The organism is Paracoccus sp. SM22M-07 (assembly GCF_001887735.1).
Taxonomy (GTDB): Bacteria; Pseudomonadota; Alphaproteobacteria; order Rhodobacterales; family Rhodobacteraceae; genus Paracoccus.
The window spans coordinates 267,276-281,225 of record NZ_JPKW01000001.1 but is presented as its reverse complement, the minus strand read 5'-3'; the positions used below and the strand labels follow the sequence as shown (position 1 = coordinate 281,225).

Sequence of the window (13,950 nt, the reverse complement as noted above, 5' to 3'; positions counted from 1 at the left end):
TCCTATCCCGCCGCGATATTCCTTTCGGGACGGTCGGACAGCGACGGGGCGGTCTCGGGACGGCTCTGTTCGGCGCTGGATTGCAGTTCGGCGGCCACTTCGGACAGGGACCGCCCGCCGATCTGGCCCAGCACCGGGATCGACACAAGGCCTGCGGGCAGGGCCGGGGCGGGCATGTCGGGGGCCTCGACGAACAGGCCATGCGCGGTCTTGTCCCAGTAGAAGGGCTTGGTCACGACCTCGCAGATGGCCTTCCATCCCGCCAGGCACCCAAGGGGGAAATAGAGATGCAGCGTCGGCACCCAGGCCAGCAGGTGCCGATGCTTGGCCCCGCTGACGGCGCGCATGCCCACGAAGATCGACAGCAGTTCGGAGGCGACGAACAGCGTGAACAGCGCCGGCACCGCCCAACTGCCCAAGCCTTCCAGCGGACCGCGAAGCGGATGGGGCAGGCCCAGGCTGAGCAGCCAGAAGCTCCACAGGACCGGGGCCAGCAAATATTGCGACACGGCGCCGAAGAACTGGACCTGGAACCACCAGAAGCGCCACGGCCCCAGTTCCCGATGCAGCAGGGCGGGGTTGCGCATATGCACGGCCCAGGTCAGCGCATAACCCTTGAGCCAGCGCGACCGCTGCTTGACCCAGGGCATGGCGCGGCAATTGGCCTCTTCGTCCGTGGTGGTGTCGATGATCTGGGTGCGATAGCCGCGCCGGCACAGGCGGACGCCCAGGTCGGCGTCTTCGGTCACGTTCCAGCTGTCCCACGCGCCGACCTCCTCCAGCAGGTGGCGACGGAAGAACAGCGTGGTGCCGCCCAGGGGCACGACCAGGCCAAGCCGCGCAACGCCCGGCAGCAAAACGCGGAACCACGCGGCGTATTCGATGGTAAAGCAGCGGGCCAGCCAGTTGGTGCGCGGGTTATAGAAATCCAGCGCCCCCTGCAGGCAGGCGACATCGGCGGGCGCGAAATGAAAGGCGCGGGCGACCTTGTGCAGCTGATCGGGGTCGGGGCGATCCTCGGCGTCCCAGATGCCCACGATCTGCGCCTTGCAGAAATTCAGCGCATAGTTCAGCGCGCGGGGCTTGGTCTTGATGGGGCCGTCGGGGACGCGGACCACGCGGATCCAGTGCGGCAGGGTCACGCCCTTCAGCGCCGCTTCGGTCACGTCATCGCTGGCCTCGATCACCAGCAGGATGTCGGTCAGTTCGCGCGGGTATTGCAGCCTTGCCAGCCGCGCGACCAGTTTTCCCGCGACATCGCTTTCCTTGAACAGCGGAACCATGACCGAGATCATCGGCAAGGGCACATCCCTGTCCGATGGCAGCAACTGCCCCTCTGCGACCGCCTGCTGCAATTCGCGGTTCTCGCTGCGGGCGCGACGAAAGACCGCGAAGGCCAGCAGCTTCAGCGCCGATTGCGAAATCAGCGTCAGGACCGCCCAGGCCGTCAGGACAAAGGCCAGAAGCGTCGGCGCAAGGGTGATGCCCGTCAGCACCGCCACCACCAGCAGGGCGGCCAGACGGGCGGTGCGGGCATGATCCTGGGTGCGACAGCTTTCGGCGGCGGGGACGCGGCATTCGGCCTCGCGGATCAAGCGGGTGCGGCGCCAGTCCAGGACGCCGGACTGAACCTGATCCTCGCTGGCCAGCAGCATGCGGACATGACCGAATTCGCGGGGCAGGCGATGCAGAAGCGCCTCGAAGGCATCGGGGCGGGCGGTGGCGATCCAGGTGACGCCGCCGATCCGCCGCCAGGGCAGGATGCCGTTCGTCAGGCAGAAGCCGGCCCCTGCCAGATCGATCAGGCGCGGGTCGGCCGGGCTGGTGGCAGGGTCGATGGCGGTTGTGCGCCATTGACGCGACAGGCCGCGCGCCAGGGCGTCGGCGGCGACCATGCGTTGCGCCAGCAGGACATGGGCAAGCTGCTGGCCCTGCTTCTGGCTGATCAGCGTCGCCTTCAGCAGATCGCCTGGATCCAGAACGCCGTCTTCCAGCAGGATCTGACCCAGAGGGCGCAACGTCCGCGGCGCGATCGTGGGACCGCGCAGCACGATGCCGCCTTCGTCGTTCAGATTTGCCGGCAAGGGCAGCGGCGCAGGCAAGGCCATGACGATTCCCCGTTGGAACGCCCCGTCTTGCCATGAATGTCGTTAACGGAAGGTTAAGACCTCGGGTCCGCGCGGGTGAATACCGCCCGCGCGGACCCAGGCCCTTCGATCATGCGCGGCGGGCGCGCATGGAATCGGTGAAGCGCTTGAACAGATACATGCTGTCCTGCGGGCCGGGCGATGCCTCGGGGTGGTGCTGGACGGAAAACACCGGCCGGTCGGTCATGCGGATGCCGCAATTGCTGCCGTCGAACAGGCTGACATGGGTTTCCAGCACGCCCTGGGGCAGGGTCTGCGAATCGACCGCAAAGCCGTGGTTCATCGAGGTGATCTCGACCTTGCCGGTTTCCACGTCGCGCACCGGGTGGTTCGCGCCGTGATGACCGTGGCTCATCTTGATCGTCTTGGCGCCAAGCGCCAGCGCCAGCATCTGGTGACCCAGGCAGATGCCGAACATCGGCAGGTCCTTTTCCAGCAGCGACTGGATCATCGGCACGGCATAGACGCCGGTCGCGGCCGGATCGCCGGGGCCGTTGGCCAGGAAGATGCCCTCGGGTTCGTGGGCCAGGATCTCCTCGGCGGTGGCGGTGGCGGGCATGACCGTCACCTCGGCGCCGTGGGATACCAGCGAACGCAGGATGTTGCGCTTGGCGCCGTAATCGATGGCGACGACCTTGAAGGGCTTGTCCTCGGGCGAGGTGCCAAAGCCGGTGCCCCAGGCCCAGGTGCCCTGATCCCATTTGTAGGTCTGGGCGCAGCTGACCGTCTTGGCCAGGTCCAGCCCCACCAGGCCCGTCCAGTCGCGGGCGCGGGCGACCATCGCCTCGATGTCGAAATTGCCGTCCGGATCATGGGCCAGCACGACATGCGGCGCACCCTGCTGGCGGATCGCGCGGGTCAGGCGACGCGTGTCGATGGCCCCGATGCCGATGCGGCCCTTGCGCGACATCCATTCCGTCAGTTCGGCCGTGGTGCGCCAGTTCGACGATTGCGTCGGGTCCCACCGCACGACGATGCCGCTGGCGACCGGGTCCTGGGCTTCGTCATCTTCCGTCGTCACGCCGGTATTGCCGATATGGGGGAAGGTGAAGGTCACGATCTGGCTGGCATAGGAGGGATCGGTCATGATCTCCTGATAGCCGGTCATCGCGGTGTTGAAGACCAGTTCGGCGACAACTTCGCCGATGGCGCCAAAGCCCTGGCCGTAGAAGACGCTTCCGTCGGCAAGCGCTAGGCAGGCAGTCGGTTTTACAGCCATATCGGCACCTCTGGATCTGAAATCTTGGGGTGAATAAGGGGCAGAGGTTCCAAGGTCAAGGCGCAGCAACGGTCACGGGCGCTTGAATTGCGCGGTCCTTGGGCCTAGATCGCAGTCTTTCCGGCGCATCCCGCGCCAGCAACGGAGACGCGATCATGGAACTGCGCAGCAAGCTGCAAGCCGCGACGAAGGAAGCGATGAAGGCCCGGGACAGCGCCCGTCTGTCCACGCTGCGCCTGATCGGCGCCGCCGTCAAGGACCGCGAGATCGCGGCGCGGGGCGGCGACGGCGACGGCGCGCTGACCGAGGGCGACCTGATCCTGATCCTGTCGCGCATGGTCAAGCAGCGCCAGGAATCGGCCAAGGCCTATGAGGAGGCCGGTCGTCTTGAGCTGGCGTCCAAGGAAGAGGACGAGATCGCGGTCATCCAGGAATTCCTGCCCCGCCAGATGGACGAGGCCGAAACCCGCGCCGCCATCGACAAGGCCATCACGGATCTGGGGGCCGAGGGCATCCGCGACATGGGCCGCGTCATGGCCGTGCTGAAGGAACGCCATGCAGGCCAGATGGATTTCGGCGCCGTGGGTCCGGCGGTGAAAGATCGCCTGCTGGCGTGAACCCTGCGCGGTCGGGGGCGTTTGCTGACAGGAGGTGACCCGATGCCAGCAAGATCCAAGGCCCAGCAACGCGCCGCCGGGGCGGCACTGTCCGCCAAGCGCGGCGAAACCAAGGTCGGCGACCTGCAAGGCGCGTCCAAGGACATGTATCACAGCATGACCGAGGATGAGCTGGAGGATTTCGCCTCGACCGATCACGACAATCTTCCCGATCACGTCGAGGACGACTGACGGCAGGCGGGCGGGGGGCGACCCCGCCCGCCTTTCCTATTCCCGGACCCGCGCGATGGCGTTGGTCAGTTCGCGACACAGATCGCGCCGTTCGGGCGGGGTCAGGAAGACACCCAGCTCGATTTCCCGCATGCCGTCGGTCAGCGTCAGGTAATCCTCGACCGGTCCCTTGCGGATCTGCGCCCGCACCCAATAGCTGTTGGTGTCCCAATCGCGCGGCGGCTTGCCCGGATCAAGGCGCCGCACATGCAGCCGGTCGCGATCCAGCGTCAGTTCCTCATGCGTCTGGCCGGTGCGATAGCTGTGTTGCAGGGCGAACCAGACACCCGCCACGGCAATCGCGCCAAAGGGCAGCAACCCCCACAGGATGGGCGATCCCAGCATGGCGATGATCGGCAGCGACAGCAGCGCGGCCGTGGTGGCGATGAACCACACGAAGCCCCTGCGCGGCAGCGATCGGTGCGGCCACAGCGTCAGTCTTTGCAGAACGGCCCCGGAATCATCCGGGGCCGTCTGTGTCCATTGATAAGGCATCGTTGGATCGAACTCAGTGGGCCGGGTGACGGTCCCAGTCTTCGCGCTTGGGCAGCTGCTCGAACGTGTGTTCGGGCGGGGGCGAGGACAGGGTCCATTCCAGCGTATCGGCGTATTCGTTCCAGTAGTTGTTCTGGGTCACGCGCTTGCCAGCAAACAGGGTGTAGGCCATCACGCCGAAGAAGAACAGGAACGAGGCGAAGGACAGATATGCCCCAAGCGAGCTGATGTTGTTCCAATAGGCGAACTCGACCGGATAGTCGATGTAACGGCGCGGCATGCCCTGACGGCCCAGGAAGTGCTGCGGGAAGAAGGTCAGGTTCGCACCGATGAACATCATCCAGAAATGCAGCTTGCCGGCCCATTCGGGATACTGGCGGCCCGACATCTTGCCGACCCAGTAATAGATGCCCGCAAAGATCGCGAAGACCGCGCCAAGCGACATCACATAGTGGAAGTGGGCCACGACGTAGTAGGTGTCGTGATACACGCGGTCCAGCGGTGCCTGCGACAGGACGACACCGGTGACGCCACCCACGGTGAACAGGAACAGGAAGCCGAAGGCCCAGAGCATCGGCGTCTTGAACTCAACCGAGCCGCCCCACATCGTGGCGATCCAGCTGAACACCTTGATGCCCGTGGGCACGGCGATGGTCATGGTCGCCAGCATGAAATAGCTCTGCTGGGTCAGCGACATGCCGACGGTGTACATGTGGTGTGCCCAGACGACGAAGCCCAGGACACCGATCGCGGCCATGGCCAGAACCATCGGCAGATAGCCGAAGATCGGCTTTCTGGAGAAGGTGGCGATGACGTGGCTGATGATGCCGAAGCCCGGCAGCACGATGATATAGACCTCGGGGTGGCCGAAGAACCACAGGATGTGCTGGTACAGGATCGGGTCACCGCCACCGGCCGGGTTGAAGAAGTTCGTGCCGAAGTTGCGGTCCATCAGCAGCATGGTGATGGCGCCGGCCAGAACGGGCAGGGCCAGCAGGATCAGCCAGGCGGTGATGAAGACCGACCAGGCGAACAGCGGCACCTTGAACATGGTCATGCCGGGGGCGCGCATGTTCAGGAAGGTGGTGATGATGTTGATGGCACCCACGATGGAGGACGCACCCGACACGTGGACGGCGAAGATTGCCAAGTCCATCGAATAGCCGCCTTCAGTCGTCGAGAGCGGCGGGTACAGAACCCAGCCCACGCCCGAGCCCAGCTGCTGGTTGCCGCCCGGCGTCAGCAGGGATGCGATGCCAAGGGCCAGGCCCGCGACATACAGCCAGTAGCTGAGGTTGTTCATGCGCGGGAAGCTCATGTCCGGCGCACCGATCTGCAGCGGCATGAAATAGTTGCCGAAGCCACCGAACAGCGCCGGAATCACCACGAAGAACATCATCAGCACACCGTGATAGGTGATCATGACGTTCCACAGGTGACCGTTGGGGGTGCATTCCCGGGCCGAATCCGCGATGAAGCGTGCGCCTTCCAGGCACATGTACTGGACGCCGGGGTGCTGCAGTTCCATCCGCATGTAGACGGTGAAACTGACCGAGATCAGACCGGCCAGCGCAGCGGTGAAAAGGTAAAGAATACCAATGTCTTTATGATTGGTGGACATGAACCAGCGGGTGAAGAACCCACGGGTGTCATGATGGTCGTCGTGGCCGTGTGCGGCTGCGTCTGCCATACCCGAACTCCCTCAAGATCTCGTCGAGCCGGCCTGGCAGACCGGCATTATCACGCTTTCTTTAGACCACCCGTGATGACCGGGCAATGCGTCACGGTGGCCAGAATGCCGCGCCCCTGCCAGAATATCACAGTTGGCAGGGGCGGGTCACGACGCTGATGCGGCTGATTGCCGCATCGACGATCACTCGGACGGGGCGTCCGGTGACACGCTGGTCAGATAGGCCGCGATATCGGCCTGGTTGCGGTTCAGCTTGAAGGTCATCTTGCTGCGCGCGCCGTCATCGCCGGATTCGTCCTTCACCCAGGCACCGGGATCGGTGACATAGGCGATCAGTTCCTCCTCGGTCCAGACCATGTCGGGATTGGCCTCGGCGGCGGCCAGGATGCCGTCGCCGTAACGGAAACCTTCCTGAGACGCGATCTTGGCGCCCATCACGTTGTAAAGGTTCGGACCGACGGCGCCGCCCTTGACGATGTCGGTGCCGCTGTCATCCTGGATCATGTGGCAGGCGCGGCATTTGCGGAATTCCTTTTCGCCGGCTGCGGCGTCGCCCGCATCCTGTGCAACGGCGGGAATGGCTAGGGTCGCGCCGATGAAGGCGCCGACAATGGCTGATTTCATAATGTTTTCCTCGCTCGGCCCCTGTACGGGGCATATCTCCGTCCCGATCCTACAGGCAGGCCGCGCAGGAAATCCACCTATCGAAAGGTCGCACCGAAAGAATTGATCAGATTGCGGCGAATATGCGCAGGAAAGACTGGCGAAGCGCGTTGTCCAGATCGTCCATCCCGACCGGCAGCCCCAGATCCACCAGCGAGGTGATGCCATGCCCGCTGATGCCGCAGGGCACGATGCCGTCGTAATGCGTCAGGTCCGGTTCGACATTGATCGAGATGCCGTGGAAGCTGACCCAACGGCGCAGCTTGATGCCGATGGCGGCGATCTTGTCCTCGCGCAGGGTGCCGTCGAACAGGGCGGGCTTTTCGGGGCGGGGCACCCAGACGCCCACGCGCCCTTCGCTGATCCGGCCCGCGACGCCGAATTCGGCCAGCGCGGCAATCACCCATTCCTCCAGCTGCGCCACGAAGGCCCGCACGTCGCGCCCGCGCCGATTCAGGTCCAGCATGACATAGACGATTCGCTGGCCCGGCCCGTGATAGGTGTATTGGCCGCCGCGCCCCGTCGGATGGACCGGAAAACGCGGGTTCAGCAGGTCCTGCGCGCGCGCGCTGGTCCCGGCGGTATAAAGGGGCGGGTGTTCGACCAGCCAGATGCATTCGTCGGCCTCGCCCGCCAGAATGGCGGCGACGCGGGCCTCCATGAAGGCCACGGCCTCGTCATGGCCCGTCAGGCCGTCACTGATGATCCATTCCACCATGGCGCCGATGTGACGCGGCGTGGCGGTTTCGTCAATGGCCTTCGGGCATCTTGGGGCGGGTCGCAAAAACCGCTTTTCTTCGGCGCAGGGCTCGGTTATGACGCGCCTACCTCAAGATGCGGCCGTGGCGGAATTGGTAGACGCGCAGCGTTGAGGTCGCTGTTCCTTAACCGGAGTGGAAGTTCGAGTCTTCTCGGCCGCACCAAACGACCTGCAAGAAAAAGCGCCGCACTGGTTCGATCCAGCGCGGCGCTTTTCGTTTGCGGCGTTCCGTGCGGGGCGACATGACGCCGCCCCGCGATGCATCAGTTGGCGATCCCGGCGACGGCCGCACCGGCCCCCGTGGCGATCTGCAGCGCAGCCCATTCCTTGGAGGCGTCGTTGCGGGCGGAGGCCGCGGCCAGGCGGGCCGCCGCGCGCTGGCGGTCTGCGTCCAGCAGGTCGACCAGTGCCAGGGCCCCGGCCTCGAAATTGGTGCGGGCCAGCGAATAGGCGCGCTCGTAGGAGGCCGCCGCCTTGTCCAGCGTCGCGACCCGCTGACGATAGCGGCGCAGGTTCGACTGGCTGCGTTGCACATCCTCGACCGCCGAGGCGACCTGGCTGCGATAGGCCAGGTCCGCCGAACGGGCCTCGGAGACCCGACGCGACCGCGTGGCCTGCAGGATGCCCTGGTTCGCGATGGGCAGCGACAGGCGCGGCCCGAAGGCCCAGTTGTTCGCGCCCGCCGTGTCGCTGATCGACCCCGTCAGCGACAGCGATGGCAGCATGTCCGCCGTGGCGACGCCGACGGCGGCCAGCGCCTGCGCCAGATCCTGCTGGCTTGACCGGATGTCGGGGCGGTTGCGCAGCAGGTCGGCCGGCACGCCGGTGCCTGGTCCCGCAGGGGTGCCCAGGGCGCTGGATCCGCCGTTCATCCGCGCCATCACGCCATTGGCCTGCTGGTTCAGCAGTGTCGACAGACGATAGATCTGCGCGTTGTAGAGCGCTTCGAAATTCGGCAGGTCGGCACGGGCCGTTTCCAGCAGGGCCTGGGTCTGGGCGGTGTCGTAATCGGTCGCCAGACCAAGCGACAGCATGTTGTTGGTGACCTGCAGCGTGCTTTCGCGCGCCTCGATCGTGTCACGGGTCAGCGCCAGCGCCTGCTGATAGAAGCGGGCGTCGGAATAGGCGCTGATGACCTCGGCCAGCCAGGCCAGCCGGGTGACCTGCGCCTGCGCCTCGGCCGAGGCATAGGCGGCTTCGGCGCCCTGGCGGGCACGGCGCGCGCCCCCGAACAGGTCGAAGACGAAGCCCGCCGACAGGTTCGCGGTGCTGGTATAGCCCGTCGCCTGGTTGTCGCCGCCGCTGCGGGTGCGGCTGGCGGATGCCGCCTCGCCGGTGACCTGGGCTGCCAGGGGGGCAGTTGCCCGCAGGTCGGCCTCGGCGGCGCGGATGCGTTCGTTGGCCGCCAGGATGTCCAGGCTGTTGCCCAGACCTTCGGCGATCATCTGCGACAGCGTCCGGTCCTGATAGCTGGACCAGAAGGCCGTCCGCGTCACCTGGGCGGGGGCCTGGCCCTCGCCCTCGGCAAAGGTGGCGGGGACCTGGGTCTCGGGCAGGTCGGCGGGGTCCGGCCCCACCGCCGCACAGCCCGAGATGGTCAGCAATGCGGTCAGCGACAGCGCCGCAATGCGGGATTTGCGTGGAAACATCACGAGGTTTTATCCTTTCGCGTCACCAGATTGCGCATTTTCAGCACGGCGACATAGAAGACCGGCACCAGGAAGATCCCGATCACCGCCGAGGTGGTCATGCCCCCCAGGACGCCGATCCCGATCGAGTTCTGCGCACCCGCGCCGGCACCCGATGCGATGGCCAGGGGCAACACGCCCAGCATGAAGGCGAAGGTGGTCATCAGGATCGGGCGCAGACGCTGGCGGGACGCGACCAGCGCGGCCTCCAGCATGGATTTGCCTTCCTTGATCTGCGCCTCGGCGAATTCCACGATCAGGATCGCGTTCCGCGCCGCCAGGCCGATGGTCGTCAGCAGACCCACCTTGAAATAGACGTCGTTGGTCTGCCCGAACCACAATGCCGCGGCCAGGGCACCCAGGATGCCGATGGGCACGGTCATCATGACCGCGATGGGCACCGACCAGCTTTCGTAAAGGGCGGCCAGCGACAGGAACACCACCAGCGCCGAAAGCGCAAAGAGGATCGGCGCCTGGTTGCCCGACAGCCGTTCCTGATAGGACAGGCCCGTCCAGGCGGTGGCATAGTTGCCGTCCAGTTCGCCGACCATGTCCTGCATCGCGTCCATGGCGGCCCCGGAAGACAGGCCCTGCGCAGCGGCGCCGCTCAGTTCCAGCGCGCGGCTGCCGCCGTAACGGGCCAGCGCCTTGGGTTCCTGTTCCCATTCCTGGGTCGAGAAGGCGCCGAAGGACACCATCTCGCCTGCCGAGTTGCGCGCATACCAGCTGTTGATGTCGTCGGGCTGCGACCGGTCATCGGCCTCGCCCTGCACGATGACGGGACGCAGGTCGTTGCCAAGCGCGAAGTCGTTCACGTCGCGCCCGGCGAAGATCACCGACAGCATCGAGTTCACCTCCGAGATCGACAGCCCGAAGGCCGCGGCCTTCTGCTGGTCGATATCCAGGCGCAAGGCGGTCTGGGTCTTGCTCTCATTGCCGCGCAGGTTCGTCACGCGACCATCGGCCTGGGCGTTCGCGACCAGCATGTTGGCGGCCTCCATCAGGGCATCCTGACCCTGGCCGCCCTGGTCGACCATGTACATGGTAAAGCCAGACGAGGTGCCAAGCCCTTGGATCGCCGGCGGTTGCAGCACGAAGATCTGGCCCTGGCGGTTGGTTCCGAAGAAGTAACCGTTCGCGCGTCCCACCAGCGAGGGCAGGTCATGGCCTTCGCGCTCCTCATATTCCTTCAGCTTCATGAACAGCATGGCGTTGTTCTGGCCGGTGCCGCCAAAGCTGAAGCCAAGGGCGGCAAAGACCGACTCGACGGTCTCGGATTCCTCGTTCAGCAGATAGTTCTCGACCTTTTCGACCAGGGCCTGGGTCTGCTGGGTGGTCGATCCGTCCGGACCCTGGATGATGACCAGGGCTACGCCCTGATCCTCGTCGGGCAGGAAGGATCCGGGCAGGCGGTCGTAAAGCGCCACCACGCCCGCACCGATCACCGCCAGCACGATCAGCATCCGGAACGGACGCTTGATCAGGCGCCCCACGACGCCGGCATAGCCGTTCGTGGCGCGGTCCAGGTTGCGGTTGAACCAGCGGGCCGGGGCGATGCCGCCGCCATGCTTGCGCGGGCGCAGCAGGCTGGCGCACATGGCGGGGGTCAGGATGACGGCGACGCCAAGCGACAGTACCATCGCGGTGATGATCGTGATCGAGAACTGTCGATAGATCACCCCCGTCGCGCCGGTCATGAAGGCCATCGGCAGGAAGACCGCCGACAGGACCAGAACGATACCGACCAGCGCGCTGGTGATCTCGTCCATGCTGCGCTCGGTCGCCTCGACGGGGCCAAGGCCCTCTTCCTCCATCACGCGTTCGACGTTTTCCACCACGACGATGGCGTCATCGACCAGCAGGCCGATGGCCAGCACCAGCGCGAACATGGTCAGCGTGTTGATGGTAAAGCCCGCCGCCGCCAGCACCCCGAAAGTGCCCAGCATGACGACCGGAATGGCGATGACCGGAATGATCGTGGCGCGCCAACTTTGCAGGAAGGCCAGGATCACGAAGAAGACCAGCACCACGGCCTCGGCCAGGGTGTGATAGACCTGATTGATCGATTCCTCGACGAAGGGCGAGGTGTCATAGGGATAGACCACCTCGACCCCGGCGGGCAGGGCGCTTTCGACCTCGCTGATGGTTTCGCGCACGGCATCGGCGGTATCGACCGCGTTCGCGCCGGTGGCCAGGTTCACGGCGAAACCGGCGGCGGGGTTGCCGTTGTGGCGCGACGATCCGCCATAGGATTCCTGGCCGATCTCGATCCGCGACACGTCGCCCAGGAAGACGGTCGATCCGTCGGGGTCCACGCGCAGCAGGATGCTTTCGAATTCCTCGACGGTGGACAGCTGCGATTGCGCCGACAGCGACACGGTGATGCGCTGCCCCTCCATCGTGGGCTGCGCGCCCAGATCACCGACGGTCACGTTGGTGTTCTGCGCGGCGACCGCGGCGGTGATGTCGGATGGCGTGACCTGGTACTGGTTCATCTTCATGGGATCCATCCAGATCCGCATGGCATAACCCGACCCGAAGGTGTTGATCGAACCGACGCCGGGGGTCCGCTTGACCGGGTCCTCGATCAACTGGCCGACCAAGTCGCCCAGTTCCAGCGACGAATATTCACCGTTCGGGGCCGTCAGCGCCCCCACCAGCAGGATGGACGAGGTCGACCGCGACACCTGCACGCCGTTCTGCTGGACGATGTCGGGCAGCTGCGGCGTCACCAGCTGCAGCTTGTTCTGGACCTGGACCTGCGCGATGTCGGCATCGACCGTATCGTCGAAGGTCAGCGAGACCGAGGTCGAACCCGGCGTCGAGGAGGACGTCATATAGGTCAGGCCGTCCAGGCCCGTCATCGCATCCTCGATGACGGTGGTGACGGATGCCTCGACGATTTCGGCCGAGGCCCCGGTATAACCGGCGCTGACACGCACCGTCGTCGGCGCGATCTGGGGATATTGTTCGATGGCCAGGCTGTTCAGGCCGATTGCGCCAACCAGCATCGTGATCAGCGCCAGCACCCATGCGAAGACGGGGCGATGAATGAAGAAACGTGCCATGCAGCCTTACTCCGTCGCGTCTGCGGGCTGGGCCGCGTCATCTTCGGCGGGGGCTGCGTCTTCCGCCGGCGCTTCGCCTTCGGCGGGCTGGTCCTGCTGGACCTCGCGGATGACGCCCTGGTCGTCATAGGTGACGGGGACGGTCACGACCTCCATGCCTTCCTGAAGGCCGGTCAGGCCGTCCGCGACCAGGGTCTCGCCGTCTTCCAGTCCCTCGGTCACGATCCATTGCTGCTGATAATTGCCTGCCTCGGTCAGCTGGCGTTCGCTGACCTTGCCATCCTCGACGACCCAGGCGGACAGGTTGCCGACCTTGTCGCGTTGGGTGGCCGATTGCGACACCAGGATCGCCGAGATGCTGCCCAGCTCGACCTGACCGCGCAGGAACATGCCCGGCAGGATCAGGTTGTCGGGGTTTTCAAAGCGGAAGCGCGTGTCGATGGACCCGGTCGAGGTCGAGACCGTCACACCCGGCGCGACCATTTCGCCCACGGCCTGATAGGTGCGGCCGTTTTCCAGCGTCAGCGTGGCGTTCAGCGTCTCGCTGAGCGTCAGGATGCCTTCGCTGATGTCGTCCAGCACGTTCAGGATCCGCGACGAGGGTTCGTACATGTCCACCTCGATGGGGTCCAGCTGGGTCACGGTGGCCAGCGCATCGGCCTGGTTCGCCGTGACAAGGTCACCGACCGAGATGTCGGCCACGCTGGCGATGCCCGCGATGGGGCTGGTCACGGTTGTCCAGTTCAGGTCGGCCTGGGCCAGGGTGCGCGCGGCTTCGGCCGATTGCAGCGTGGCCTTGGCCTGGTCCAGCGTCGCCAGCGCGGTTTCCACCTGCGCCTGCGTGGTGCCCGATCCCAGCAGCTTGCGCGTCCGTTCATAGGAAGATTGGGCCTGCGTCACCTGCGCCTGCGCGGACGACACCTGCGCCTCGGCGCTGGCAAGGTTCGCCTGATAGGTGGTGTCCTCGATGGTGAACATCGGGGCGCCCGCCTCGATCCGCTTGCCGGGGTCGTATTCGATGCCCGTCACGATGCCGCTGACGCGGGGCCGGATTTCGGCGTCCGAGGCCGCCACGGCGCGGCCCGGCAGGGTCACGATGCGCGGCACGTCCTGCCGCGTCAGCGTCACCACGCCGACCTGCTTGGGGGGCATGCCGCCGGGGGCCTGGGCGCCGGCGGGCCATGCGATGAACATGGCGACCGCCATGGCCGCGCCGGTCGAGAGTTTGGTCTTGTGCATGGTCGGATGTCCCGATTTTTGCCCACCAAGGGCGCCAGTGTTGCGTGCTGATTGCATATAATTGCCGAGTGTGCAATGTTTGCTTTCGCCGCAT

Annotated in this window: 11 protein-coding genes and 1 tRNA gene; 3 read left to right on the top strand and 9 right to left on the bottom strand. The window is 65.6% G+C overall.

Going from position 1 to position 13,950, the window contains the following annotated elements; translation table 11 throughout:
• Positions 1 to 2: 2 nt before the first annotated feature.
• Both IE00_RS01440 and carA read right to left on the bottom strand, forming a co-directional pair.
• The gene (locus tag IE00_RS01440) at positions 3 to 2,108 is read right to left on the bottom strand and encodes a glycosyltransferase family 2 protein (protein WP_072295270.1); all 2,106 of its coding nucleotides are present in this window, start codon (positions 2,106 to 2,108) and stop codon (positions 3 to 5) included.
• Between the two features lie 109 nt (positions 2,109 to 2,217).
• The gene (gene carA / locus IE00_RS01435; RefSeq protein WP_072295269.1) at positions 2,218 to 3,366 is read right to left on the bottom strand and encodes a glutamine-hydrolyzing carbamoyl-phosphate synthase small subunit; all 1,149 of its coding nucleotides are present in this window, start codon (positions 3,364 to 3,366) and stop codon (positions 2,218 to 2,220) included.
• Positions 3,367 to 3,521: 155 nt separating this feature from the next.
• Here carA and IE00_RS01430 point away from each other — a divergent pair, with 155 nt between their 5' ends.
• Positions 3,522 to 3,983: a GatB/YqeY domain-containing protein gene (locus tag IE00_RS01430; RefSeq protein WP_072295268.1), complete on the top strand. Its 462-nt coding sequence runs from the start codon at positions 3,522 to 3,524 to the stop codon at positions 3,981 to 3,983.
• A 42-nt stretch (positions 3,984 to 4,025) separates the two neighbouring features.
• Positions 4,026 to 4,214 (top strand): DUF3008 family protein, encoded by a 189-nt coding sequence (locus IE00_RS01425; RefSeq protein WP_072295267.1) that lies wholly within the window; start codon positions 4,026 to 4,028, stop codon positions 4,212 to 4,214.
• A 36-nt stretch (positions 4,215 to 4,250) separates the two neighbouring features.
• Here IE00_RS01425 and IE00_RS01420 read toward each other — a convergent pair whose 3' ends face one another.
• The 4 genes from IE00_RS01420 to lipB all read right to left on the bottom strand — a co-directional run bounded on the left by IE00_RS01420 (position 4,251) and on the right by lipB (position 7,828).
• The gene (locus tag IE00_RS01420) at positions 4,251 to 4,748 is read right to left on the bottom strand and encodes a DUF2244 domain-containing protein (protein WP_072295266.1); all 498 of its coding nucleotides are present in this window, start codon (positions 4,746 to 4,748) and stop codon (positions 4,251 to 4,253) included.
• 13 nt (positions 4,749 to 4,761) lie between these two features.
• Complete coding sequence (ctaD, locus tag IE00_RS01415; RefSeq protein WP_072295265.1) at positions 4,762 to 6,438, bottom strand: cytochrome c oxidase subunit I; 1,677 nt, start codon at positions 6,436 to 6,438, stop codon at positions 4,762 to 4,764.
• A 183-nt stretch (positions 6,439 to 6,621) separates the two neighbouring features.
• Positions 6,622 to 7,062: a cytochrome c family protein gene (locus IE00_RS01410; RefSeq protein ID WP_072295264.1), complete on the bottom strand. Its 441-nt coding sequence runs from the start codon at positions 7,060 to 7,062 to the stop codon at positions 6,622 to 6,624.
• 106 nt (positions 7,063 to 7,168) lie between these two features.
• Positions 7,169 to 7,828, bottom strand: coding sequence for a lipoyl(octanoyl) transferase LipB (gene lipB, locus IE00_RS01405; protein ID WP_256374795.1), 660 nt, complete (start codon positions 7,826 to 7,828; stop codon positions 7,169 to 7,171).
• Between the two features lie 109 nt (positions 7,829 to 7,937).
• Between lipB and IE00_RS01400 the strand changes: the two genes are divergently transcribed.
• Positions 7,938 to 8,024: transfer RNA gene (locus IE00_RS01400), tRNA-Leu, on the top strand.
• A 100-nt stretch (positions 8,025 to 8,124) separates the two neighbouring features.
• On the opposite strand, the gene IE00_RS01395 is transcribed toward IE00_RS01400, so the two are convergent.
• From IE00_RS01395 to IE00_RS01385, 3 genes are read right to left on the bottom strand one after another with little or no spacing between them, the layout of a single operon-like run.
• Positions 8,125 to 9,510 carry an efflux transporter outer membrane subunit gene (locus IE00_RS01395; protein ID WP_072295262.1) on the bottom strand — a complete coding sequence of 462 codons (1,386 nt, stop codon included), beginning with the start codon at positions 9,508 to 9,510 and terminating at the stop codon, positions 8,125 to 8,127.
• Positions 9,510 to 12,617 carry an efflux RND transporter permease subunit gene (locus IE00_RS01390; protein ID WP_072295261.1) on the bottom strand — a complete coding sequence of 1,036 codons (3,108 nt, stop codon included), beginning with the start codon at positions 12,615 to 12,617 and terminating at the stop codon, positions 9,510 to 9,512. Before IE00_RS01390 ends, IE00_RS01395 begins: the two co-directional genes overlap by 1 nt.
• A 6-nt stretch (positions 12,618 to 12,623) precedes the next feature.
• Positions 12,624 to 13,856 carry an efflux RND transporter periplasmic adaptor subunit gene (locus tag IE00_RS01385; RefSeq protein WP_083553966.1) on the bottom strand — a complete coding sequence of 411 codons (1,233 nt, stop codon included), beginning with the start codon at positions 13,854 to 13,856 and terminating at the stop codon, positions 12,624 to 12,626.
• Positions 13,857 to 13,950 lie beyond the last annotated feature (94 nt).